Raw genomic sequence first — 25,621 nt, 5'->3', positions numbered from 1 at the left:
GTCGTCAGCCATTCCTTGGCCAACTGCAATATAAAATGGTTCGCTAGCGTTTGCGCCAAGCTTGGGTGCGCTTCTCAAATAACTTGTTGATTAGCATATGAATCAACTTCGCGCTCGCTGCCGATATCATAATCATCACCGCCATGGCTGCTGCTGCACCGGTTTGTCCCGCATCGTCCATATTCAGTACTGAAACTGACGCAAGTATCGTATCGGTAGAATACAAGAATACTACCGCAGATGTCGTGGTAAGTGCATTAATAAACAAGTATGTCGCAATATCTAAAATCGCAGGCAAACAAACCGGCACCGTTACCTTAAAGAACAGCTTGTATTGCGGTAGGTTAACTGAAGCCGCCGTTGCTTCTATCTCTTCAGGCAGCTGTTTTAATGCGGTTAATGCCGTCATGTGCCCTACCGTGTAGTAGTGAACCACGGTGTTGATCACCAAGAACGCCATCGTGCCATACAAAAAGTTAAGTGGGTTGCTCAAGTCATTAAAGTAGAAGATGTACCCCAAACCCAACACCATACCCGGAACCGCCATCGGCACAACGCTGAGCATTTGCATCGCTTGACGAACTGGACCAAATGCTCTGCCTTTCTCAATGCAATATGCACCCAAGAAAATCAACACTGTACCGATAATAGCAGTCCAAGCACCGAGCGTTAGAGAGTTGAAGAACGGCGTCCAACCGTAGGTACTCATTTCTGAGAAATTATAGTTATTCAAGGTGAGTGCTTTGTTCCAAGGCCAGAACGTGACCATAGAACCGTATATCGCCATGCCTAGCACGATAACAACAGCAGCAGAGATGATGGTGCAATAGAGCAAACACACGCCATCACGTAGAGTGTTTGGTTCAGGTTGGTACGCGACGGATCGAGTATCAAACAAGCTCTTCTGTTTCTTTTGAACCCAGCGATCCACTGTAAACGCAAGCAACGCAGGCAACAGCAACAAAATACTGGTCACTGCACCCATAGAGAAATTCTGTTGCCCTACCACTTGTTTAAAGATGTCAGTCGATAGAACGTTATAACTGCCACCAATCACCTTTGGCACACCAAAGTCACAAACCACCAGCGTAAATACAACGATCAGAGTGCTGATCAAACCATACTTTGCCGCAGGTAGCGTCACCATGAAGAAGGTTTTAAGCGATGAAGTATTGAGTGCACGTGCCGCCTCATACAGACGAGCATCAGAGGTTCTTAACGAGGTGGTCAGAATCATCAAGGCGTGTGGAAAAGTCCAGAATATCAAGCCGAGTGATATACCAATCAAACCGTATACCGCGTTTCCCCCTAATACTTCTTTGGCGATACCTTGGTTGCCAAATAAGAAGATCAAACTGATCGCAGGAAGCAACGACGGAGCTAGAATCGGCGCTGAACCCAACACCTGAAAAAGCCCCTTGAAAGGCATACATGAACGAGTCAACGCATAGGCATAACCAAACGCTAATACACCCACGACAACCGTTACTAATAGCCCAAGCGTAAACGTGTTACCTACCGACTGCCAGAGGCTCTGCGAAGCAAAATACGTTGCGAAATTCTGTAATCCTACAAATTCACCGTCTGCGTTCTGAACACTCTTTTTCAACATTGCCCACAGTGGCATCAGAATGAATAGCGTCATGACCACTGACAAAAAAGCCAGAAGCCCGAATAGGATTACGTTGTCTTTACTTAACCGAGCAAGAAAAGGCGTTACTCGTCGTTGAATTAGCAGCTTAGATTGCATCATTTGAGTCAATTCCATGATTATTTACGCCGCCTCGTCTTTCATCACTTGCAGGCTTTTCGATGGGTAAGCTCTCAGGCCTTCTTGGTCAAACGCCACATAACGAATATCACTGCGACGCAGCTTCAATCGATTGAACTCTTTGACTGATACATCAACGATGATCTCTTTCGCCGTGGAATCATGTTGCAATTGACACTCAACACGATAAAACGCCCCTAAGAATTCGCTTGATACGATTCTCACGGGTAATGACTCACTAAAACGATCCACAAACTGGATTTGCTCTGGACGAACGGCAATATCGAAAACATCACCAAGTTTTGGCGTGAGGTTATCTAAACCCGGCAACGGTAACATCGACTCAGCAATACGTATCTTGCCTTGCGCTGCGACAGAAGCTTGAATGAAGTTCATGCTGCCAACAAACTCAGCCACAAAACGACTGACGGGTTTTTGGTAGATCTCTTGTGGGGCACCTACTTGCTCAATGACACCATGGTTCATCACCACAATTCGGTCTGCCATCGTTAAGGCTTCATCTTGGTCGTGCGTCACCATGATAGTGGTGATACCCAACTTGCGTTGCAGTTGGCAGATCTCGTCACGCAGATGTGTTCTTACCTTCGCATCCAACGCAGACAGCGGTTCATCGAGTAGCAACAAGCCTGGAGACAAGGCCAATGCACGAGCGAGAGCCACGCGTTGCTGTTGTCCACCAGACAGCTGATTTGGGTATTTTTGGCCAGAAGTTGGTAAACCAATGGTTTCTAACCAAGATTCTACCGCTTCCAGAGCTTCTTTGGTCGACATCCCTTGGTTCTTCAATCCAATTGCGATGTTCTCTTCCACAGTCAAGTTTGGAAATAGAGCATAAGATTGGAATACGATGCCAAAGTCGCGCTTTTCTGGTGGCAAGAAGGTCGTATCATTACCGTTCTGCTCAATAGATCCTGAGGTCGGTAAATCCAGTCCTGCAATCGCACGTAGTAGTGTCGTTTTACCGCAGCCAGACGGGCCAAGGAAACAGACGAACTCACCTTTTTCGATCGATAGGGATATGTCTTTTAACGCTGTAAATTGGCCAAATTGTTTTACAACGTTTTCAATATTCAAATAAGTTTGGTTGCTCATACTACAGCACTCTTTAAATGGTATATACCAAATTTAAACTTTGAATATTGCAGTTGAGTGACAAATTTATAGAAGCTAAATGACAGTTATATTGCAGAAATAATAAGCGTTAAAGATTGCTATTTAATCGGCATTAAAAGTTAGTTCAGAAAGCCCTCAATGACTAGCCCATTAGTCACTGAGAGCCTTAGTGTGTACCTCTAATTTAAATCTTATTTATGATTCAACCTTGTCGGCTTTACCTGCCGCACCCGCGAGCTTTGCCAATTGCTTATCCAGCCACAATGGCGTGTTACCAGAATCTTCCGCGTTCTCTTTTCTTCGAACAGCATCTCTAACCATCATTGCCCCAACCCAACGGAATGGCTCTGGCGGGAAATAGCCTCGTGGACCGCTAGTTAAACCACTACGTGTCCATTCGTTATCATCTCCTAACACCATTGAAGACAAAATTTTGCCTCCCATGCGAGTTTGAGCCACACCATTACCTGAGTAACCGAGCCCATAATAGATGTTGTTTTGGCCTTTTAGATTACCGAAAAATGGCAATCCTGTGACGGATCGGTCAGAACCGCCCGACCAGTTGTAATCGAATTCATTCTGCTCCAGTTTAGGGAACAATTTCTGGAAAGATTGATTGAGAATCGGTAGGTAGTTAGTCGTTTGGTTGAACATGCTTTCAACCTGATTCGCAAACGAGAATTTATTGCCGCCTTTGCCCAACATGAGTCGTCCATCCTCAGTGTCACGGTAGTAATGAACAAAGATACGTGAGTCCACTACCGCCGCTCCTTTTTCGGGACCAAACTGCTTGAGTTTATCTGGAATAGGCTTAGTCACTACCATGTCAGACGAGACAACCACAATGCTGCGTTTGAACTCTTTAAAGTGATCGAGCATCCATGCATTGAGCGCTAAGATCACTTTATCGGAAGTTATCGTCCCACCCTTAGTTTGGACGCGAGCTGGCGAGCCGTAATCAAGAGAGGTCATCTCTGTATTTTCGTAAATTTCGACACCCAATTCGATCGCAACGCGGCGTAAGCCTCTCGCCAATAACGCTGGCTGAACGCTACCAGCAGCTTCCGAGTAATAACCTTCAATATGACGATCCGACCCAGCTTTATCAGGCAATGACTGATCGCACTTCTTCCAGCTGTTGATACCCTGCTTGACCAACTCATTAAGGACAGGCTTCATTCCGCCCTTTTGAGATTCATTGGTTGCCGTGTAGTAAGTGCCACTTCTATAAAGATGCGCATCGATTTTATGCTCGTTGCAGAACGCTTCGATCTCGTAAATGACTTTTTCAGATTCCTTAACCAGCCATTTGGCTTGCTCTTTTCCATAGAGTTTTTTCAGCGTTGGATATTTGGTTGACCAAGTCAGCATACACCCGCCGTTCGCGCCAGAAGCACCGCTGCCACACAAGCCTTTTTCAATCACTACAACGTGCTTTTGAGGCTGTTGTTGTTTGATTAAAATCGCCGTCCATAAACCGGTGTAACCACCGCCGACAATGGAGATATCACAGTTAACGTCTTTTTGAAGCGGTTTGGCGGATTCTAGCCCAGCATTGATGCTTCCAAATTCCTGTTCCAATGCTTGCTTGAACCAATATGAGTAGTGCTTTTTCATTTGTTGTACCTTACTTAAAACCTAAAGGCGTAAAACTAAAAAAGGAAGACCGAAGCCTTCCTTTACTGATTTCTAACTTCTAATGAACTAAATAGTTAAGTAACTGAATAGGTCGTCAGATTAAGATTTTGGCTCTGATTTAGCGTCAAACTTCTCAGACCATGTTTTCAGAACATCTGCACGTTCACTGCCCATACGAGCGAAGTCCATTTTTGCCATGTTCTTCTCTACGTTCGGGAAGTTCTCTGCTTTACCTGTTACATCTTGGTGACCAACAACTGGGTACATTTCGATGTAAAGTTCATTCGCTGCTTTAGAGATAGACCAATCGATAACACGTTGTGCTGCATCTGAAGGCTTAACAAGACCTACCGCTTCAGATTCCCAACCGATACCTTCCGGTGTAATCACAGAAAGTGGCGCGCCTTGAGTCTTCAGCTTCGCGCCGCGGCTCGCCATAGAAATACCGATAGCCACTTCACCCATACCCGCTTGAACACATGGCTTCGAACCGGAGTGCGTGTAATGAGCAATGTTTTGATCTAGCTTCTGCATGTAGTTCCAACCTTGGTCTTCACCCATGTTTTGTAACCAAGCCGAAACCTGCATGTAGCCCGTACCAGAAGACGCAGGGTTTGGCATTGCAATGTGGCCTTTGTAGATAGGCTTCGTTAGGTCATCCCAAGATTTAGGTGCAGGTAGGTTCAATTGCTTAGCAACTACTTCGTTGAAACAAACCGCATTGAAGAATGCGTCGTTGCCATACCAAGCTTGAGTAGATTGCGGGTCGTTAAGATTTGCACGCAGCGCTTCTACACCTTGAGGAGTGTAAGGCTTAAGAATGCCCTCTTCTTTAAGCAGTGCCATTGAAGAACCAGCAAGTCCCCAAACTACCTCTGCGCGAGGATTGTTTTTCTCGGCCAATAATTTTGCCGTCATGATCCCTGTTGAATCACGCACCCACTTGATGTTGATGTCTGGGTTTTCACTTTCAAATGCGTTCTTGTATTTCGCTAAAATGTCAGTTTCAAAAGCGGTGTAAACCGTCACTTCCTGTGCTGCATAAGCATTACCAGCTAGTAGAGTAACTAATGCTGCAAGTGATCCTTTCATAAAACGGTTTTTCATCATTTTCTCCAGTCAGGCCCGATGCCAAGGTTAGGAATTGCCAAGGTTAAAGTTGTTAAGGCTAGAAGCTCCATCTAGAGGCTTCTATATCCATAAATTCATTTAGGTTGTGAGCACATGCCTTTTTATTGGTATGTACCAGATTTCAAGTATTAAGCTAACTGGCTTTTATGACGATTAAATGAACAAAAAATGGCAATTTCAAGATCGGAAAATTTCTCAACACCAGTGACGAATTTGAATATGAAGCTTTTGTGAAAATAACGTTTGGGCTATTTACGACCGTTTAAATTGGTTGTTAAAGTAACCTTAAGCATTGGTATAGTCCAAAATACAAATTACGAGAATTGAACATGAGAAACGAATACCTACTACTGACACCGGGTCCTCTATCTACTTCTGAAACCGTTCGCCAAGCGATGCTAAAAGATTGGTGTACTTGGGATGATGAATACAACAAAGACGTTGTTGAAGTGATTCGTAGCAAGCTTGTGACTTTGGCGACTAAGCAGGCGGGATATACAAGTGTATTAATGCAAGGCAGCGGTACGGCTTCAGTTGAAGCAACAATCGGTAGCGTTATCTCTAACAGCGGTAAGCTTCTTGTGGTTGATAACGGTGCGTATGGTGCTCGCATTGCTCAAATCGCAGAATATTTAAACATTCCATGCCATGTCGTTTCCCCAGGTGAAACATCACAGCCTGACTTGAACGAAATGGAGACGGCATTGGCTATGGATTCAGACATTACTCACGTTGCGATTGTGCACTGTGAGACCACTACGGGCATGCTGAATCCAATTGAAGAGATTGCCAAATTGGCAAAACAGCACAACAAAACCGTCATTCTTGATGCTATGTCGAGTTTTGGCGGTATTCCTATGGATATTGCTGACTTAGGTATCGATTACATGATCAGCTCGGCAAACAAGTGTATTCAAGGTGTACCGGGGTTCGGCTTTGTTATTGCCAAGCAATCAGATCTCGAGAAGTGTAAAGGCCAAGCTCGCTCATTAAGCCTTGATTTGTTTGACCAATGGCACTGTATGGAAAGCAACCATGGGAAATGGCGCTTCACCTCTCCGACTCATACGGTGCGCGCTTTCTACCAAGCTCTACTTGAATTGGAACATGAAGGTGGCATCGAAGCTCGTCATAATCGCTACCAAACCAACCAAACCACATTGGTTGCAGGTATGCGTTCTCTTGGCTTTGAACCACTGCTTAATGATGACCTTCATTCACCTATCATCACCTCTTTCTACTCTCCAACTCATAGCGATTACCAATTCAAAGAATTCTATGACCGTTTGAAAGAACAAGGTTTTGTGATTTACCCAGGCAAGGTTTCAAACGCAGACTGCTTCCGAATCGGTAACATCGGTGAGGTTTACCCTTCTGACATTGAAGCCCTCATTGGCGCAGTGAAAAACGCTATGTACTGGGATATCAAATAATGACCACGACCAATCAAGAACCTGTTCTAAAGGCGACACACTTTCGAAGTGAAGGCGATGTGAACACCACGCCAGCACGCGAAAAATGGAACGAATCGCTAAACGATGATGCGACTCAAGCGATGTTAAAGCGTGATGCTGACGTGTTTCTTCATCAAGCCATGTCAACGCCTTGCCTAGACACACTTGAAGCAGCCGAAGGCATCTACATTCAAGATGCGACGGGCAAAAAGTACATGGACTTTCACGGTAACAATGTTCATCAGCTTGGTTATGGCCACCCACACATCATCAATAAAGTGACTCAGAAAATGGCGTCATTGCCGTTTTCACCCCGTCGCTTCACCAATGAGACGGCCGTTCAGTGTGCTGAAAAACTCACACAGATCTGCGGTGGTGATTTGAATCGCGTGTTGTTTGCTCCCGGGGGCACATCCGTTATCGGCATAGCGCTAAAACTTACTCGACATGTCACCAACAATTTCAAAGTAGTGTCATTGTGGGACTCATTCCATGGTGCGTCACTCGATGCAATTTCAGTGGGTGGCGAAGCTTGTTTCCGCGAAGGCATGGGGCCATTAATGGCTGGCGTAGAACGCATTCCACCAGCCGTCTCTTATCGCGGTGCTTTCCCGCTTCGCGATAGTTTTCCATTAAGTGGGAATAACGCTAGCGATTCAAACGAGACTGCATGTGATGTGCACTATGCCGATTACCTAGAATATGTGATTGAAAAAGAAGGCGGTATTGGCGCCTTCATTGCAGAAGCGGTTCGTAACACAGACGTTCAAGTGCCAAGTAAGGCTTATTGGAAGCGCATCCGTGAGATCTGTGACAAACACAACGTCATGTTGATCATCGACGACATTCCAAACGGTATGGGTCGCAGTGGCGAATGGTTCACTCACCAAGCGTTTGATATCGAACCTGACATCCTATGTATCGGTAAAGGTTTTGGCGGCGGCTTAGTACCAATCGCAGCCATGATCACTAAAGACAAATACAACACGGCAGCGCAAGTATCTCTTGGTCACTACACCCACGAAAAAAGCCCAATAGGTTGCGCGGCAGCACTCGCGACCATAGAAGTAATTGAACGAGAGAATCTGCTCGAAAAAGTGCAAACAGACAGCCTGTTCGTGCGTGAACAGCTGCTTCAAATGAAAGAGAAGTACCCAGTCATTGGTGACGTTCGCGGCATCGGCCTGCTTTGGGGCGTGGAATTGGTCACTGACCATATCACCAAAGCCCGAGCGTTCGATGAAGCGGAAGCAGTACTTTACCAATGTCTGAACGATGGCCTGAGCTGTAAGGTGTCACAAGGTAACGTGATTCAGTTGAGCCCACCATTGATCATCAGCCGCAGCGAACTAGAAGTCGCTCTGTCTGTATTAGAAAAAGCGATAGCAAAAGTCTGCAAAGACTTTGAATACCTTTAAACCATCATTTAGCCAATAACTTAAAACAATCATTCATCTCCCAGAACAACCTGAGCCGGGAGAGAACAGAAATAGGACACTATTATGAACACAACATCACCTATCCAAGCGGTTATCTTTGACTGGGCTGGCACTATCGTTGATTTTGGATCATTTGCTCCAACCAGTATTTTCGTTGAAGCATTCAGACAAGGTTTCGACTTTGATATCGACTTAGCAGAAGCGCGAGAACCCATGGGGATCGGCAAATGGGACCACATCCAAGCAGTTGGTCGAATCCCAGCTGTTAACGCTCGTTGGAATGCTCAATTCGGACGCTCGATGACCAGTGAAGACGTTGATGCGATCTACGCGGCATTCATGCCTCTTCAGAAAGCAAAAGTAGCAGACCACGCAGCACCAATTTTAAACGCGATTGAAGTCGTGAATAACTTAAAAGAAAAGAACGTAAAAATCGGCTCTTGTTCTGGTTACCCACGAGAGGTGATGGACGTACTAATTCCAGCTGCAGCAGATTACGGTTATCTTCCTGACAACGTAGTTGCAACTGACGACTTACCGCAAGGCGGTCGCCCTGCTCCATTCATGGCACTTAAAAACGTCATCGACCTAGGTGTGACGAACGTCGCTGCGTGTGTGAAAGTGGATGACGCTGCACCGGGTATCGATGAAGGTCACAACGCAGGCATGTGGACAGTAGGCCTTGTACTATCAGGCAACGAAGCAGGCTTAACCTACCAAGAATATGTGGATGCCGACGAAGCGACACTTGCAGCTGCGCGAGAAAAAGCAAGCATTAAGCTAAACAAATCAAACCCGCACTACCTGATCGATACCATCGCCGACTTACCTAGAGTGATTGCAGATATCGAAAAGCGTTTGTTAGCCGGTGAGCGTCCGTAACAGCTAAGCCTCCGCTCCACCTTACAACTCAGGCTATGTAGCCAAATAATCCGTTCACACAAAAAGATGAAACCTCATATCGCCTTAAAATGATACGAGGTTTCATCGTTTCCAACATTTAAGACAACAATTGATCAACAAAAAAGCTATAAATAGCGCCTTGAAAACTATGAATACCAACAATCCGATTGACTATCATACGCAATCAGACTAACAATACATTAGTAGTTCCTTAAAAGTTCTACCTGAATCAACGCCTTGATTTACTTACGGTCGCAGTGTCTTAGCCAGTAAGTTATCGCTTTACAGGTCAGTTCAGATAACAATAAAAATCAACCCAAGGATAAGATTATGAAAAAACTTTCTAAAATCATGTGTGCTGTCGTCGCAGCTTCCGGCTTAGCGGCAGCTCCTTCTATTGCTGCAACCACTTATGTTGGTGCAAAAGTAGGCATGGGTTGGCTAGATAGCGCATGCGTAAGCGGTGAAAAGTGTGATGATGATGCAATTGGTGCAGGGATATACTCTGGCTATAACTTCACTGACAGACTAGGTATCGAGTTAAGTTCTGATTTCTTAGGTGACTACAATACAAGCTTTTCCAAAAATGGGGTTACAAGTAACTTTAGCGACCCTCTAATCGCTATCTCACTAACGCCAATGTACCGCCTACCAGTACAACAAGAGTTCGATGTATTCTTCAAAGCTGGTCCTGCTTACATCTCGCACGGCGGTGAAACAGACGTTGTTCTTTCAGCCGGTATCGGTCTAGAGAAGCAACTTTCCTCAGATTGGGCTGTTCGTGTTGAGTACCAATACTTCGATGATTTCGATGACAACTATGTTCAAGACTTAAACTCTAACTTTGTTACCGTTGGCCTTAGCTACAACTTTGGTACAGGTAACACAACGGCTTCAGCAGCAGCCGCTTCTGCAGCCGTTGTAACACAGGCTCCTGCAGAGCCAATTGCCGAACCAGAAGTCGTTGTTGTTGAAGAAGAAGTTGTGGTTACTAAAGCTAAAACTGAAAGCTTCTCTCAAGGTATGTTTGAGACAAACAGCACTGAATTATCTTCAGAAGGCAAAACTGCATTAATGCCATTAGTTGAAGTACTGCAAGCTCACCCTCAATCATCAGTTAATGTTGTTGGTCACACTGATTCAACAGGTGCAGCAGAGTACAACATGATGATCTCTAAGAAGCGTGCTGCTGCTGTAGCCGCATACATTGAAGAGCAAGGCATTGCAGCTGACCGCATTGCAGCTTCAGGTGAAGGGGAAGAAAACCCTGTAGCATCAAACGCTACAGCTGAAGGTCGTGCGCAAAACCGTCGTGTTGACGCAACGATCCCAAGCTTCGAATACCAAGAAAAAGCGCAAATGGAAGAAGTTATCGTAGAAACTGCTGAATAATAGCACTCTACCTTAATTAAAATAATAAGGGCGGAGCACTTTCAAGTGCTCCGCCCTTTCCTTTATCAGGCTCTCCCCATATGCCGTCAGCTATAAGTAGAAGCCGTAAAAATCAGTCTACCGCCAAGCTGTACAATCAGAGACTAGACTATTTCCCAGCTGTGGGTCATCTCTACACCAGCACCCAGCATTAAGCATACTGAACAGTACTTTTCTAATGAATCCGCACAGACCTTAGCTACAAGCTCGGGATCAAGATCATCACCCGACACTTCAAAATGAATGTTAATCACAGTAAAGATTTTTGGTGCCGTTTCACGACGTGTCGTTTCAAGTTTTGCATTACAGCCTGTGATGCTTTGGCCTGCAGATTTCAAGCCATCAACCACATCAACAGAGCTACAACCGCCAGCAGCCATTAGCACCATTTCCATAGGGCTTGGCGCGGTAGCACCGCCACTGCCATCCATAACGACAGAGTGACCTGATTGAGATTGACCTAGGAATTTAAAGCCTTCGACCCATTTAACTTCTGCTTGCATGTTGTTCCTTAGATGTACGGAAACCGCCATCATTATCTATTATATCAATAATGGACACCCTACTACTGGCAGCATTTATGAGCAAGATTTTCTGTTTGAGATATTTTTTTCATGAATAGTGTAATTTTTTCCATCTAAACCCTGTCTCTATTCGTACATTCAAAATCGAATGAGAAAACGTCAAGATGAGGTATCTATGAATAAATTATCTAAAATATTGGTATCACTCGTGGTTGCACTACCACTGACTTCGCTATTTGTAAGCCAGACTGGCACTGCCAATACAATGGATAAAGCGATGGATTCAGGTAAAAGTGAAATCGCGACACTGGCTGGTGGTTGTTTTTGGTGTACAGAATCCGACCTAGAAAAACTGACCGGCGTCACTGACGTTATCTCTGGTTATTCCGGTGGTGAATTAGAAAATCCAACCTACAAACAAGTTTCCTCGGGTAAGTCTGGACACATCGAAGTGATCAACGTGACTTACAATCCAGATGCAGTTAGCTATGAGCAGGTACTTGACCAATTCTTCAGACACATCGATCCAACCGATGATAAAGGCTCATTCGTAGATAGAGGTCCTCAATATCGACCTGCTATTTTCTATCATAACCAAGAGCAAAAAGACGTTGCTCAGAATTTCATGATGGAAATAGACAAAGCTCAGATCTTTGGTGAGCCACTAAAAACAGAGCTGATTAAGTTTGAAAAATTCTGGCCAGCAGAAGAATACCATCAAGATTATTACAAGAAGAGTAAGGTTCGTTATAACTACTACCGCTACGCTTCTGGTCGTGATCAGTACCTAGATAAAATCTTCGGTGATGATAGAAAAGAAAATCCGAAAACGATCCGCCAAATCATCGATGGCAAAAATGCGACAGCTAATGCTAAAATATACACCAAGCCGTCTGATGCAGAGATCAAAGCATCTCTAACTTCACTGCAATACGATGTCACACAAGACGACGCAACAGAGCGCCCATTTGACAACAAATACTGGGATAACAAGCAAGAAGGTATTTACGTTGATATCGTAACGGGTGAGCCTTTGTTCTCTTCAAAAGACAAATACAAGTCAGGTACAGGTTGGCCGAGCTTTACACAACCAATCAGCGAAGCTTATGTGGTAACAACTACTGACTACAAGCTACTTTACCCAAGAACAGAGGTTCGTAGTAAATTTGGTGACTCTCACCTAGGGCATGTATTTAAAGATGGTCCAAAGCCAACAGGTTTACGCTACTGCATGAACTCAGCCGCTATGCGCTTTATCCCAGCAGATAAATTGGCTGAAGAAGGCTACGAAGAATATATTGAAATGTTCGAAGGCTAAGTGCTAAGAAATTAGAGCTACACCTATAACAACAAAGCCAGCATATCGCTGGCTTTGTTTTCTAACACGCTAACAAGAACTATAAATCCTAGCCTGTTAGCATTATTAACCCGTTAACATTATTAGCCCGTCAACACCGTATCTTCTGGGTACTTCAACAAAGAAGGTTCTGGACGAGCTAACATGTACGCCAAAGTCAAAGGGCCAATACGTCCGATTACCATAACCACAATCATAATGTATTTCCCGGGTTCAGTTAGGTTTGCGGTTAACCCAGCAGTCAGTCCGACCGTCGCAAAGGCAGAAATCACTTCAAACATCACGCGGTCAAACGCGGCTTGCTCAGTGAGCATTAACAAAAACATCGCGGTGGTTAATAGCGCTCCACTGACCACAATTATGGCCAATGACTTTGTTACCGCTTGCCAAGTCACGGTGCGCTTAAACATCACGACATGCTTTTTCTGACGCAAGAATGTCCAAGTTGCAACAAACGCAACCGCGAAAGTCGAGACCTTAATACCACCACCAGTGGAAGTCGAACCAGCACCAATCAACATCAGTACTATCATCACCAATAATGCCGGTTGCGTATATTGAGACAAATCGACACTATTGAAACCAGCGGTACGAGCACTCGCAGACTGGAAAAAAGCAGCTAACCACTGACCTTGTATAGAGAGGCCTTCCATCGTCGCTGAGTTATTTCTCTCCAATAACCAAAACATCACCGTACCCACCAACAACAAAGCTGGTGTCGCTGTTAACATAATCTTGGTATGTAAATGCAAGTGTTGGAAACCTTTACGCCAGTTACTCGATAAGTCGCCGACGACTGTAAAACCAAGTCCACCAAAAATAAACAAACCTGCTAATGTAAATATCACCAAAGGATCATCAACAAAACTCATCATACTGTCTGAGAACAGCGCGAAACCTGCGTTATTGAATGCAGATATAGCGTGAAAGAGTGCATAAAAGCTTCCCGTTGCCCATCCCATTTCAGGCACCCAACGGAAACAGAGCAACACAAACCCAACAAACTCCGCCACCAATGCAAAGATGATGATCTTCTTCACTAACTTACGAAGGTTAATCTTAGGATCTTGTCCAAGTGCTTCTTTTGCCAATGCTTGTTGTTTAAGGCTTAATCGGACACCAAACATATAGAGCAGTACCGCAGACAGGGTCATCTGCCCTAACCCACCCACTTGCATCAAGAACATCAGTAAGATTTTTCCTGCCAAGGTGAAGTGCTGACCAGTATCGACAACACCTAAACCTGTCACACTGATCGCTGACGTGGCAGTAAACAGTGCATCCGTAAAGCTTAGCCCTGTCACCGAGAACACAGGCAGCGTCAGCAAGATTGCTGAGGGGATAAGAACACCTAAGAAGCTCGTAAGGATAATCTTAGGTTCAGAGCCTTTGCGTGGCTTCTTATCACTTTTAAGGGTGTAGAAAGTACCTTTTCGTTTTACCGAATTCATACTGTTACCTTACTTACCGATTGCCGATTGCCAATTACCAATTACCAATTGCGTAGCTTTCTAGATAAAGTCTCTTTCGGCCCAGCGATGATCACCACATCCCCAATTTCTAAACTCACATCCAGTTCTGGTGCTTTCGTTAAGTTCGGGCCTCGCTTAAAGCCAAGTACCTCAACACCATTTTCTTTACACAGCTTAAGGTCACCAAGTTTCTTACCCAACAAATTAGAACCAATAACGATTTCCGTCATCGCTAAGCCACTGCCAAGGTCGATAAACTCAAGAACGCGTCTATCCAACATTTTACGCGCGACACGAATACCCATGTCTCGCTCGGGCATAATGATGTGGTCAGCACCAATCTTAGAGAGAATCTTGCCGTGGAACTTATCATTCGCCTTCACCCAGACTGCTTTTGCGCCTGATTCTTTAACGACCAACGTTGTGAGAATACTGGAATTAACGTCAGATCCAATCGACACCATCACCATGTCGTATTCATCGAGCCTTAACTCTTTAACTGTCTCTTCGCTTGTACAGTTCGCAACAATCGCTTGAGAAACAAAAGCCGCCGCATCTTTCACTCGCTCTTCATCAATATCAACGGCGAGTACCTGTGAGCCTGAACTTTGTAGCTCTTTACAAACAGAGAGACCAAAACGTCCCAAGCCAATAACTGCATATTGTTTGTCACTCATTTATTACTCCACTTACAAAGCTACGTAGCATCGAAAACAAATAATGAAATTGTCTTCATACAAAAAAACGACTATATATCCATATAGAGATACAATTGTCAGCTAATCGCTTGATTTATAAAGGTAGAGAACAAAAGTGATTTCTGCTAATTTCTAACCCACTATTTCTGCGGCAGTACACACAATGAATGAATTCATAACCCAAGTACAAACCTACATTAACCAGAGCCATAGTGATTGGGCAAACAGCGTCCTATTCATCACTATTGCGAGCTTTCTCGCTTGGGTCGCTTGGCGAATTATCCATAATCGCTTAGAAATTCTGGTTCAGAAAACCCCATTCCACTGGGATGACCTACTGCTAGAGGCACTAAAAACACCTGTCAGTACATTACTCTGGTGTTGGCCTGCAACTGTCTCTGTGGGGTTAATCCTTCAAGACCAGTTTGGTAATGAAATTAATTGGTTAAAAACACTTAAGCACATATTAATTATCTGTACCTTCGTTTGGTTTACCTTGCGAATGATCACCAACACTGAAGCGTACGTCTTAGAACAAAAAACCAGAGACGAAACCACAGTACAAGCTATCGCGAAAGTCGCTCGCTTGTTCTTTATGGTGATGGGCGGACTGACCATCATGCAGGCGTTTGGGCTCAGCCTTTCCGGCTTACTCACCTTTGGTGGTGTGGGTGGCTTGATCGTCGGTTTAGCGGCTAAAGACTTACTGTCGAACTTCTTCGGTGGGATGATGATTTACTTCGACCGCCCATTTAAAGTTGGCGATTGGATACGCTCACCAGACCGCCAAATCGAAGGCACAGTCGAACGCATTGGCTGGCGCATGACCATCATTAGAACCTTTGATAAGCGCCCTTTGTACGTACCGAATTCTGTGTTCAGTAACATTGTGGTGGAGAACCCATCAAGAATGTTGAACCGCAGAATCAATGAAACTTTTGGGCTCCGCTATCAAGACGCAAACAAGCTTGCTCTGATTGTGAATGACGTAAAAGCCATGCTTGAAACGCACCCTGACATCGATGCCAAACAGACGCTGATCGTTAACTTTGATAAATTCGGGCCATCAACGCTCAACTTCTTTATCTACACCTTCACCAAGACGGTTAATTGGGTGAGATACCACGAAGTGAAACAAGATGTTTTATTGCAGGTGTTAGCGATTATTCATAAGCACAATGCTGATATCGCCTTCCCAACACAAACGCTCAAGATCAATCCTCAAGATTTTGGCGAAGCTCAAGGTATGGTCATTTCCAACTCAGAAGGTCATTAAGAAGCACATCTATATTGCTTATCGTTTATAGCTTGTCGTTAAGTCGATGGGTTATCGATAAGTAAACTGGTTATCGATAAATAAACAGAGTGAAGCGTGGTAACATGGCGCCAGTATTCACATACACCTAATTACCACTCTATGATTTTACCTGTGATCCTAGCTGGCGGCTCCGGAAGTCGCCTCTGGCCTCTGTCTCGCGAACTTTACCCTAAGCAATTTCTCAATATTGCTGGCGAACAGTCGATGCTTCAACAAACACTTCAACGCCTGCAAGGGCTTGAGAAGCACTTAACAGATAGTACCTGCGATGCCCCACTCATCATCTGTAATGAAGAACACCGCTTTATTGCTGCAGAACAAGTTCGCGCTGCTAAAATCCAACACAGTGGAATCCTATTAGAGCCTGTAGGCAGAAATACAGCCCCAGCTATTGCGCTTGCTGCCCTACAGGCTCTAAGCAAATCAATGGATAAAAAATCGAACGAATATGACCCTATATTATTAGTGTTAGCTGCCGATCATCACATCGCTAAAACCTCTGAATTTCAACAAACAATTAGCCGTGGTGTTGATTACGCAAAACAAGGGAAACTGGTGACATTCGGTATAACCCCGAATGCTCCAGAGACTGGTTATGGCTATATCAAACAAGGCCAACCACTTCCCGCTAGCCTGCAAATAGAAACCAACACTACAGTGCAATCAGTCCATCATGCCTACACCATAGAGTGCTTCGTAGAAAAGCCCGATAGAGAAACTGCAGAAGCGTACATCCGCTCAGAACAGTACTTATGGAACAGTGGCATGTTCATGTTTAAGGCATCTCGTTATATTGAAGAACTCGCCGAACACCACCCCGAGATATTGGCGGCTTGTAAACTCGCTCTTACAAAGCAAAATACCGACCTCGACTTTATCCGTATAGACGCTGAAGCATTCAAAAGCAGTCCGAGCGATTCAATCGATTATGCAGTAATGGAAAAGACCTCACACGCAGCTGTGATCCCGATGGATGTCGGCTGGAACGATATTGGCTCATGGTCCGCTATCTGGGATGTAAGCGAAAAAGATGAGCACAATAACGTCATTGAAGGTGATGTATTAACCGTCGATTCTCAACACAACTACATCCACGCGGAAAATAAGCTGGTTGCGACTGTAGGTGTCGACAATCTGATCATTGTCGAAACCAAAGACGCGATATTAGTTGCGAATAAATACAAGGTTCAGGGCGTGAAATCGATTGTAAGCCAACTGAATCAAGCGGGTCGAACAGAACACATTCACCACCGAGAAGTCTTTAGGCCTTGGGGTAAATACGATGTGGTCGATCTAGGTAAGCGTGACAAGGTAAAGCGTATCACCGTAAAAGCGGGACATAAGCTTTCACTACAGATGCATCACCATAGAGCAGAACATTGGGTAGTCGTGGCTGGCACTGCGAAAGTGATCAACAACGAGAAAACCTACCTCGTCGAAGAAGATCAATCTACTTACATTCCGTTGGGCCATATTCACAGCCTAGAGAACCCTGGCGAGACACCTCTTGAAATGATTGAAGTTCAAACTGGCAGTCACTTAAGTGAAGACGATATCATTCGATATCAAGACAGCTATGGGCGAGATGTTCGAAGCGAACAAGCTTCTCCGCCTCAGAACAACACATCGAAATAGAAGCGGCGACAATTCAATGAAACCAACATTAGATCTTAGCTGCTTTAAGAACAACGACATTCGCGGCATCATTGGTCGCCAAATCAATGAACCGTTTGCCTATCTGCTTGGAAAAGCATTTGGTGGATATCTTTTGTCACGAAATGCCAAAGATTCAGATGCATCGGAGAAAGTCGTGATTGGCCGTGATAACCGAGAAACGTCCCTTTCATTACAAGAAGCCATGACCAAAGGCTTAATCGAGTCAGGGATAACCGTCGTTGACCTTGGAATGACTGGCACTGAAGAAGTCTACTTTGCGACTCGTCACCTAAAAGCGATTGGCGGAATCCAAATTACGGCAAGCCACAACCCAATCAATTACAACGGAATGAAATTAGTAGGTGTAGACGCTAGCCCGATAAGTAAAAACAGTGGGTTAGATGAAATCAAACGACGCATTAAAATACTCAATCAAGAACTGAACTGCAATTTACCGTTCGTTCATGCACAACCAAGTAACTCTAGTAGATCGACCAGTATTCTCGCCCCTTATGTAGACCACCTACTCTCTTATATATCTCCTTCTGAGCTTTCACCTATGAAAATTGTGGTGAACGCAGGAAACGGTGTCGCAGGGCGTATTATTGATGATTTAGAAGCTCGCTTTGTCACGCTCGATATTCCGATCACCTTCATCAAGGTTCACCATACTCCTGACGGAACATTCCCTAATGGCATTCCGAACCCATTGATTAAAGAAAACCAAACAGCCACCAGAGACGCCGTTTTACAACACTCTGCCGATCTTGGTATTGCTTGGGATGGAGACTTCGATCGCTGCTTTTTCTTTGACGAGAAAGGCAATTACATTGAGGGTTATTACATTGTCGGGTTACTTGCTGAAGCATTTTTATTAAAAGAGCCTAACGCCACTGTATTGCACGATATGCGCATGACATGGAACACGATTGAAATCGCTCACAAACGTGGTGGAAAAGCCATTGGGATTAAAGCGGGACACGCACTGATCAAAGAGAAGATGCGTGAAACGAATGCTGTCTACGGTGGTGAGATGAGCGCACACCATTATTTTCGTGATTTTGGATATTGCGATTCAGGAATGATTCCTTGGCTACTGGTTATTGAACTGATGTCGAAAACCAAACAGTCTCTTAACCAACTGACCAGCACAAGTATGGATAGATTCCCTTCTTCGGGAGAGATCAATCGCAGAGTTTCAGACCCAGAACAAGTCATGGCTTATGTGTTGTCGCACTATCAAGTTGATGCCGTTGAGATCGATCACACAGACGGGCTCAGCATGAATATGGGCACATGGCGCTTCAACTTAAGAAAGTCCAATACAGAGCCGTTGATACGCCTTAACGTGGAAACCAAGCAAGATAGAACTTTACTGTCACTTAAAGTCGACGAGTTACTGTCTTTTCTCATTTAAGAGTCCAAAGCGCTTTTCGTTTAAACTAAGATCCACAAAAAAGCCCTTATTAGCGATTGCTAATAAGGGCTTTGAATTTTTAGCCGCTTAGCGACTGGCCGTAATAATTAGATTACTTGTTACGACGCGCTTCAACAGCACCTGCAAGTTGGCGAAGTACTGTTTCAGTATCTTCCCAACCAATACATGCATCAGTAACAGATTGGCCGTAGGTTGCAGCTTTGCCATCAACAAGATCTTGGCGACCTTCAACTAGGTGAGATTCAATCATCACACCAAAGATAGCTTTGTCACCGCCAGAGATCTGTGCGCTTACGTCATCAGAAACGTTCATTTGGCGTTTGAACTGCTTTGAGCTGTTCGCGTGGCTGAAATCAATCATCACCTTCTGTGGAAGACCTGAAGCTTCTAGCTCTTCTTTAATCTTGCCAACGTGCTCTGCGCTATAGTTTGGCTCTTTACCACCACGTAGGATGATATGACAGTCAGGGTTACCTGCGGTTTCAACGATAGCTGAGTGGCCGTATTTAGTTACCGACAAGAAGTGGTGAGAAGCGCTTGCAGAGCGAATTGCATCTGTTGCGATCTTGATGTTGCCATCCGTACCATTCTTGAAGCCAACTGGGCAAGATAGGCCTGAAGCCAGTTCACGGTGAACTTGAGATTCTGTCGTACGTGCGCCAATTGCGCCCCAGCTGATTAGATCTGCAACATATTGCGGCGTAATCATATCTAAGAACTCACTCGCCGTAGGCATTCCCATATCAGTTAGGTCAAGTAGTAGCTTACGCCCTAGGCGAAGACCGTCATTTAGTTTGAACGTGTCGTTCATGTACGGGTCATTGATTAGGCCTTTCCAGCCAACAGTGGTACGTGGTTTTTCAAAGTAAACACGCATGACGATTTCAAGGTTATCGCCTAGTTCGTCGCGTAGCACTTTCAAACGTTTACCGTACTCAAGCGCAGCTTCTGTATCATGAATAGAACATGGGCCAACAATAACAAGTAAGCGATCATCGCTATCTTCTAAAATATTGTGGATCGCTTTGCGGCTTTCAAAGGTTGTAGAAGAAGCAATTTCTGTCGCAGGAAACTTTTCTAAAACAGCAACAGGTGGTAATAACTCTTTTACTTTGTTAATTCTTACATCATCAGTCTGGAACATTGCTTACTTCTTCCTATTTTCTATCCTTGAGGCTGAATGCACGTTATCTCACGTCACTTTCCATCAGCATTTATCTTCTTGTTCCCTGTAACTTAACTAGTAAAAACCACAGTTTCAATCACTAATTAAAAAAAAACGCAATTTATTTTGTGTTTTATATTTAAAACACCCCGTATAACATTATTTACACGCTATCGATTGCGCAGTTATCAGGTAAGAACACGATCTTCAAACTCGGTGATTTCTACTTAGGGGTGGTATGTGGAAAATTACACAGGCGAAACAGGAGCAGATGTGACGACGAAAGAAATGAAAAATGGCTAACTGGTTGATAAGGTTGCTATCGCAACCTTATCTTGGCCTCGCTCGCTTTTAGAAAATCCTCAAAGCGATGTGCCCTTAAAATCCAATCGTACAATTTACTTAATAAAGTGGCTTCAGGCTTGTTCAACACTTGGGATTTAGTGTTGGCTGCATAACACCTTAGCCCTTATTTGTTATACGATATTCCAAGCGCTGTACTGTCTATCCTGTGACGAAGCTTGCAAGTAACTTGATTCAATCCCTAATGTTGCAGCTATCAACTTAGTGTTGAAACTTGAAAAATCAACATCATAATTTTGTTCTGGGTGCGCATAGCCAATTGGTTTCCCCGCATATAATGCCTCATGAGCCAATTCATTTCTTAATTTCGATAAAACGCTACTACCGTTTTCAAGCTCAGCCCAATTAGGTAGTAAGAGGCTATACTTTTGAGCAAGCGCAGCAGGTCGCTGAGTATGAGGACAACGAGCAATACCTGATAACTTAAACAGCCCATCCAGAACTTTATACTGAGCTTCAAAGCGATCCCATGGATAATAATGTGATTGTCCGATGAGGAACCAATGAATTACTGCAAACATCCCAGCCCGCTTTTCGTCTGAGCTATCATCATAAAACTTAGCCAAATAATTCAGAGCTAACTCAATATCTTTTCCAATAGGTATAACCCCTGTTAATTTCCCTTCTGCGTATGCCACTTTGCCTATGTTGTAATACTCAGCAGGCGAAAGGTAAACACCAAAAAAGAAGCCTATACCAAGAATAAGAAACTTCGCTTTTTCATAATCGTAGGGGTGAAAGATAATAGAATGGGTTGCTGGCAAGGTATAGTACTCTGCAAACACATCGAACTTTTTGGGGTGGGCTTCTCGTTTCAATTTACGAGCTTCAACTAAAGGAGGGTATATCCACCCATCACTAATATTTGCCTCATATTGAAATTCAGAAATCACTCTATCTATGTCCCATAGTGGTCGAATTTCAATATCATCTGCTACGTAGCGACGATTTGATTTCAACAGTCCAAATTCCACATTTATCTCCTATCGTATAACGCCTACCATAATACGCCATAACGCATTACGATAATGTTGATAGACCAGCGAAAACACCACAGCCAATTCAAACCTAGAATGCCGAGCGTTGGTGGTCGTATTGATGGCTTTGTTATAATGCAGATTTCAGAAATTCAACTATATAATTCATAAAGTTTTGATATTGCTCATAGAAAGTAACAAAAAACATTGCCACAGCTAAGACAAAAACGCCTTCAATACGTGTTCGCCTTTTCCATTTTTTCCTTTCTTCGATATAAACAGGTATCTCGCACAACCCACCCCAATATAAAAGCTTCAAGCAAAATACAACTTCAATTAAAAACATTATTGGGTATATTGATATTATCCAAAATCGCATTGCTGTAGAAAAACCATCAAAAATTAAAGCTGGAAAGGATATTCCCACCATAAGTCCAAGCCACGCAATAGCGAGTAATGACCCAAAGTTAACTAAACTATAAGTAACTCCTTTTTTATATCCTGGCTTAGTTTCAATTGCTCCAAAAAAAATTCTATGCAGAGCTGATAAGATAAATGTAAAAATAAGGATCAGTGTAAGTGAATTTGGAGCTAGATGCTCTGAAAGAAGGCTACTACCAAAATCACCATAATCTATTTCTATATTTGCAAACTTTAGATAACTGTTTAACCACTCACAGCTCTCTAACGTACTTTGACCACCAACTATAAAACCAGAAAATAAACCCAGAATTATGAAAGCAAGAATATTTGAATATACCCTCTCTAATTGCTCATACCAAATTTCTCTCAATTTACTCTCCTGCTTATAACGAATGACATGGATTCCCCCTCCCGAGGATCTGCCACACTTATGTGGTACTTAATTGCACCGGAGGCACCATGTCTGAATATTCTTATTTCTGCGGTATCGACCTAGCTAAAAACCACTTTAGCCTTCATGCCGTAGACCAAAATGGTAAGGTCTTACTTCATAAGTCAGTAATCCGCTCTAAACTACTGACTACAATAGCAAATATGCCACTCATGCGTATAGGCGTTGAAGCGTATAGCGAAAAACAGCTAACTGATTGATAAGGTGGCTTCGGGCTTGTTCAACACTTGGGATTTAGTGTTGGCTGCGCAACACCTTAATCCTTATTAGTTATGAGCGGGGTTGAGAGTGCGCTTTAACGTACTTTTTGACCTTTTTCATAGCCATTTGACGCTTAAGTGGTGAAAGATAGTCAATAAACAAGTTTCCCGACAAATGGTCTATTTCGTGCTGCATTACGATAGCTAGAAACTCATCACTTTCGATAGTAATTGGCTTACCTTCGCGATCTAAAGCAGACACAACAACCGAAGTAAAACGCTCTACGTCTGCATAATAGTCAGGAACTGATAAACAACCTTCTTGACCCAATGCTTTATCCGATCCACTAACCACTTCAGGGTTAACCAAAATTAACGGTTCATCTCGACTTTCTGAAAGGTCGATAATAACAACCGCCTCTTTGCGACCAACTTGTGTCGATGCCAAACCGATACCATTGTCAGTCGCATATAACGTTTCCAACATATCGTCTATTAATGTTTGTACCGTCGAAAGATCTTGCACCTTTTCCGCTTTGACCTTAAGCCTTGGGTCTGGTGCTGTCAGAATTTCTAAAACTGCCATATTTTCCTTCTAATTCTTGGAAGCTCATAACATTTTAATATCGTGCAAACACGAATTCACCCAGCCAATGTATCAAAAAGGTTGCTTATAACCAACTGGATGCTATGCATTTAATATAAAATCGGGTCTACACATTCAGTGTGACAACGTGCAAACACATATTGCCGCCGATGTAACGCTCGTTATCATTCTTAGTTACCCACAAATCCACATACCATTCAACGACTTAACACCAACACCCTCGTTAAGTTCGTGCTCACTCAGAGTTAAAAGCCACTCTTCTTTAGGCCATGATTGATTCAATAAGCAATAAACTGTCTGTGTGTACAGGTCACTGAGGGCAAGGTAAAGCTAGTAGATTTTGAACTCGTCATTAATGAACATAGTGGATGACTAATAATTAATAATGAAGACGAGAGCTTTGAGGAAAGGTGATAAGGGGCGATATTAAAGTTACAGCGACTCTAGTGGGGTAAACTAGAAAGGCAAGATTCAGTTCTTGCCTTTTAAATGTTCCTCAAAAAACCACCACTCGTCACTTATGTGTATGGGTTTTAGTTTAGAACTTTGGGGGGACGGACTGGGGCTACTTAGGACTAATAGTCATATTTAAGCGGTTGCACCACAGAATCTAAGCCCTCAATCTTGAGAGCTAAGCATAACTGCATTAAGTCGCCCAGCTCACCTTGTGGGAAGCCCTTTTTATCGAACCACAGCAAGTATTCTTCAGGTAGGTCAATCAAGGTGCGGCCAGCGTATTTGCCAAATGGCATTTGCATTCTGGCTAGCTTAATTAGGTTCTCTTTCTCTAGCATTACAAGCTCTTTCTAGACGTCGTCGATGCTCTGTAGAGTATCACCTAAACGTTCAACCCAATAGTTGATCGCATCTTTGGCATCATCTAACGAATCAATCATAGTAGAAAAGTCTTTGTTACCCGCTTCGCGGTCGATAGCTGCAAACAATGGAGTGCCGTCTTGCGCATCACTGACCAATAGCTCAACACTGGCGCTCCCAACGTTGGTGTGCTCGCCTGTCGTCACCTTAGATATAGTCGACATCGCAAGGCCAAACGGCAGCACACTGCTTGTCACGGCTAAGATCGGATTGGGCGTTTCAACATTACTTAAGGCAATACTCAAACGTAGCGTGTTCCCTGTTGGTTCATCGACAATCGTTTTATGAGGCGATATTTTCGCTTCCAAACAGCTCACCATATGATCTGTGAGCTCCTGAATGTCTTCCTGATCTAATGTGCCTTCTTCTGCCAACACAAAGACTTGGTCGATCACCACAGAGTCATAAGCGTCTAACTTGGATTTCAAACGTTGTTCGTCACGCAGCCCTATCCTTGCCCAAACTAAATCAACGCCTCCATCAGGGCCAGGTCGAAAATCTTCATAACTGGTGAATTTAGTAGCGGTTTTAATTGGGCCGCCTGCACAACCAAACAAAAACATGCTGGTTGCAACAAGCAAAAGGACTTTTAAAGGTTTCATAACGCACTTAAGTAAATCAAGGGATTAAATAAGTATGCCACACCCTAAGTGAAAAAGTTGTAGAAAAAGAGGTAAAACTCAGAGCTCGATCTAAAATCAATGGTTCTGAACGGTATGTGCATACTCTACGATCACCTGATTGCCTTCGATATAAGCATTTTGGATCTCACCATCAACACTCATTCTACTTTTCAGATAAACCACTTTGGGCCCGGATTCATTGTCTTCTTTAAGTGAAGGGAGCACATTCCTTGGATCCAAATGAAGCAAACGACAGAAGTGACTAACGAAAGACATGGTTAATGCTTTCTCCCCTCTTAGCACTCGCGAAAAATCCAACTGGTTCATTCCTAGCTTTTTTGAAAACTCCATCTGCGTAATTCGCATTCGAGATTTTTGTGACATCAACGTTTGGTACAAAGCATCTCTATCTTGCTCAGTGAATTCCATTACCGGTTCCTTTATATAATTCATGCCAATCAATTGTCCGGCTTTTCATACATGGCATGTCAGGGTTTGGTTAGTGGAAACCAAAGGTTTGGTTTTGATATGGAATAACCTTGTTTGATCTGTACAGAGCTATCAGAGCTATC

At 43.7% G+C, this 25,621-nt stretch carries 22 protein-coding genes and 1 pseudogene; 9 read left to right on the top strand and 14 right to left on the bottom strand.

Translation table 11 applies throughout. The features are described 5' to 3' along the window. Window positions 1-43 precede the first annotated feature (43 nt). The 4 genes from AB4589_RS07600 to AB4589_RS07585 form a co-directional block, all read right to left on the bottom strand. Window positions 44-1,753 (bottom strand): putative 2-aminoethylphosphonate ABC transporter permease subunit, encoded by a 1,710-nt coding sequence (locus tag AB4589_RS07600; RefSeq protein WP_372100032.1) that lies wholly within the window; start codon window positions 1,751-1,753, stop codon window positions 44-46. A 21-nt stretch (window positions 1,754-1,774) separates the two neighbouring features. Continuing rightward, the gene (locus tag AB4589_RS07595; RefSeq protein ID WP_372099985.1) at window positions 1,775-2,884 is read right to left on the bottom strand and encodes a putative 2-aminoethylphosphonate ABC transporter ATP-binding protein; all 1,110 of its coding nucleotides are present in this window, start codon (window positions 2,882-2,884) and stop codon (window positions 1,775-1,777) included. A 216-nt stretch (window positions 2,885-3,100) separates the two neighbouring features. Continuing rightward, the gene (locus AB4589_RS07590; protein ID WP_372099983.1) at window positions 3,101-4,522 is read right to left on the bottom strand and encodes an FAD-dependent oxidoreductase; all 1,422 of its coding nucleotides are present in this window, start codon (window positions 4,520-4,522) and stop codon (window positions 3,101-3,103) included. A 120-nt stretch (window positions 4,523-4,642) separates the two neighbouring features. Next, window positions 4,643-5,653 carry a putative 2-aminoethylphosphonate ABC transporter substrate-binding protein gene (locus AB4589_RS07585; RefSeq protein WP_017104203.1) on the bottom strand — a complete coding sequence of 337 codons (1,011 nt, stop codon included), beginning with the start codon at window positions 5,651-5,653 and terminating at the stop codon, window positions 4,643-4,645. A 350-nt stretch (window positions 5,654-6,003) separates the two neighbouring features. On the opposite strand from AB4589_RS07585, the gene phnW reads away from it, so the two are divergent. The 4 genes from phnW (at window position 6,004) to AB4589_RS07565 (ending at window position 10,862) form a co-directional block, all read left to right on the top strand. Beyond that, complete coding sequence (gene phnW / locus AB4589_RS07580) at window positions 6,004-7,107, top strand: 2-aminoethylphosphonate--pyruvate transaminase (protein WP_372099981.1); 1,104 nt, start codon at window positions 6,004-6,006, stop codon at window positions 7,105-7,107. Beyond that, window positions 7,107-8,546 (top strand): aspartate aminotransferase family protein, encoded by a 1,440-nt coding sequence (locus tag AB4589_RS07575; RefSeq protein WP_372099979.1) that lies wholly within the window; start codon window positions 7,107-7,109, stop codon window positions 8,544-8,546. Before phnW ends, AB4589_RS07575 begins: the two co-directional genes overlap by 1 nt. A gap of 84 nt (window positions 8,547-8,630) precedes the next feature. After that, on the top strand, window positions 8,631-9,449 hold the full coding sequence (gene phnX / locus AB4589_RS07570; RefSeq protein WP_012600354.1) for a phosphonoacetaldehyde hydrolase: 819 nt from the start codon (window positions 8,631-8,633) through the stop codon (window positions 9,447-9,449). A 351-nt stretch (window positions 9,450-9,800) separates the two neighbouring features. After that, window positions 9,801-10,862 (top strand): OmpA family protein, encoded by a 1,062-nt coding sequence (locus AB4589_RS07565; RefSeq protein WP_017104207.1) that lies wholly within the window; start codon window positions 9,801-9,803, stop codon window positions 10,860-10,862. 143 nt (window positions 10,863-11,005) lie between these two features. Here the strand turns inward: AB4589_RS07565 and AB4589_RS07560 are convergent, their stop codons facing one another. Next, window positions 11,006-11,404, bottom strand: coding sequence for an OsmC family protein (locus tag AB4589_RS07560; RefSeq protein ID WP_017104208.1), 399 nt, complete (start codon window positions 11,402-11,404; stop codon window positions 11,006-11,008). 196 nt (window positions 11,405-11,600) lie between these two features. On the opposite strand from AB4589_RS07560, the gene msrB reads away from it, so the two are divergent. After that, window positions 11,601-12,743, top strand: coding sequence for a peptide-methionine (R)-S-oxide reductase MsrB (gene msrB, locus AB4589_RS07555; RefSeq protein WP_372099976.1), 1,143 nt, complete (start codon window positions 11,601-11,603; stop codon window positions 12,741-12,743). A 122-nt stretch (window positions 12,744-12,865) separates the two neighbouring features. Here msrB and AB4589_RS07550 read toward each other — a convergent pair whose 3' ends face one another. Both AB4589_RS07550 and AB4589_RS07545 read right to left on the bottom strand, forming a co-directional pair. Next, on the bottom strand, window positions 12,866-14,233 hold the full coding sequence (locus AB4589_RS07550; protein ID WP_372099974.1) for a TrkH family potassium uptake protein: 1,368 nt from the start codon (window positions 14,231-14,233) through the stop codon (window positions 12,866-12,868). Window positions 14,234-14,274: 41 nt separating this feature from the next. Next, entirely contained in the window at window positions 14,275-14,931 is a 657-nt protein-coding gene (locus tag AB4589_RS07545) for a TrkA family potassium uptake protein (protein ID WP_017098401.1), read from the bottom strand. 184 nt (window positions 14,932-15,115) lie between these two features. Here AB4589_RS07545 and AB4589_RS07540 point away from each other — a divergent pair, with 184 nt between their 5' ends. The 3 genes from AB4589_RS07540 to AB4589_RS07530 all read left to right on the top strand — a co-directional run bounded on the left by AB4589_RS07540 (window position 15,116) and on the right by AB4589_RS07530 (window position 19,343). Beyond that, the gene (locus tag AB4589_RS07540; RefSeq protein WP_372099973.1) at window positions 15,116-16,228 is read left to right on the top strand and encodes a mechanosensitive ion channel family protein; all 1,113 of its coding nucleotides are present in this window, start codon (window positions 15,116-15,118) and stop codon (window positions 16,226-16,228) included. A 141-nt stretch (window positions 16,229-16,369) separates the two neighbouring features. Then, a complete protein-coding gene (locus AB4589_RS07535; RefSeq protein ID WP_372100030.1) occupies window positions 16,370-17,905 on the top strand; it encodes a mannose-1-phosphate guanylyltransferase/mannose-6-phosphate isomerase in 1,536 nt (511 codons plus the stop codon). A gap of 16 nt (window positions 17,906-17,921) precedes the next feature. After that, entirely contained in the window at window positions 17,922-19,343 is a 1,422-nt protein-coding gene (locus tag AB4589_RS07530) for a phosphomannomutase CpsG (RefSeq protein WP_372099971.1), read from the top strand. Window positions 19,344-19,455: 112 nt separating this feature from the next. Here AB4589_RS07530 and aroG read toward each other — a convergent pair whose 3' ends face one another. The 3 genes from aroG to AB4589_RS07515 form a co-directional block, all read right to left on the bottom strand. Next, complete coding sequence (gene aroG, locus AB4589_RS07525; RefSeq protein ID WP_012600346.1) at window positions 19,456-20,508, bottom strand: 3-deoxy-7-phosphoheptulonate synthase AroG; 1,053 nt, start codon at window positions 20,506-20,508, stop codon at window positions 19,456-19,458. 497 nt (window positions 20,509-21,005) lie between these two features. Further along, complete coding sequence (locus tag AB4589_RS07520; RefSeq protein ID WP_372099969.1) at window positions 21,006-21,866, bottom strand: hypothetical protein; 861 nt, start codon at window positions 21,864-21,866, stop codon at window positions 21,006-21,008. Window positions 21,867-21,999: 133 nt separating this feature from the next. Then, on the bottom strand, window positions 22,000-22,662 hold the full coding sequence (locus AB4589_RS07515) for a hypothetical protein (protein ID WP_372099967.1): 663 nt from the start codon (window positions 22,660-22,662) through the stop codon (window positions 22,000-22,002). Between the two features lie 89 nt (window positions 22,663-22,751). On the opposite strand from AB4589_RS07515, the pseudogene AB4589_RS07510 reads away from it, so the two are divergent. Then, window positions 22,752-22,916: pseudogene (locus AB4589_RS07510) on the top strand (IS110 family transposase); the annotation flags it as partial. 97 nt (window positions 22,917-23,013) lie between these two features. Here the strand turns inward: AB4589_RS07510 and def are convergent. The 4 genes from def to AB4589_RS07490 all read right to left on the bottom strand — a co-directional run bounded on the left by def (window position 23,014) and on the right by AB4589_RS07490 (window position 25,478). Then, window positions 23,014-23,529 (bottom strand): peptide deformylase, encoded by a 516-nt coding sequence (gene def / locus AB4589_RS07505; protein ID WP_269334699.1) that lies wholly within the window; start codon window positions 23,527-23,529, stop codon window positions 23,014-23,016. Window positions 23,530-24,125: 596 nt separating this feature from the next. Beyond that, window positions 24,126-24,344, bottom strand: coding sequence for a DUF3820 family protein (locus AB4589_RS07500; protein WP_009845653.1), 219 nt, complete (start codon window positions 24,342-24,344; stop codon window positions 24,126-24,128). A 12-nt stretch (window positions 24,345-24,356) separates the two neighbouring features. Continuing rightward, window positions 24,357-25,028 (bottom strand): DUF3313 domain-containing protein, encoded by a 672-nt coding sequence (locus tag AB4589_RS07495; RefSeq protein WP_372099965.1) that lies wholly within the window; start codon window positions 25,026-25,028, stop codon window positions 24,357-24,359. Window positions 25,029-25,124: 96 nt separating this feature from the next. Next, window positions 25,125-25,478 (bottom strand): XRE family transcriptional regulator, encoded by a 354-nt coding sequence (locus tag AB4589_RS07490; protein ID WP_372099963.1) that lies wholly within the window; start codon window positions 25,476-25,478, stop codon window positions 25,125-25,127. Between the last annotated feature and the right edge of the window lie 143 nt (window positions 25,479-25,621).

The organism is Vibrio sp. 10N.222.49.A3 (assembly GCF_041475145.1).
GTDB lineage: Bacteria > Pseudomonadota > Gammaproteobacteria > Enterobacterales > Vibrionaceae > Vibrio > Vibrio tasmaniensis_A.
The sequence above is the reverse complement of the archived record's forward strand: the minus strand, read 5'-3'. Positions and strand labels throughout refer to the sequence as shown.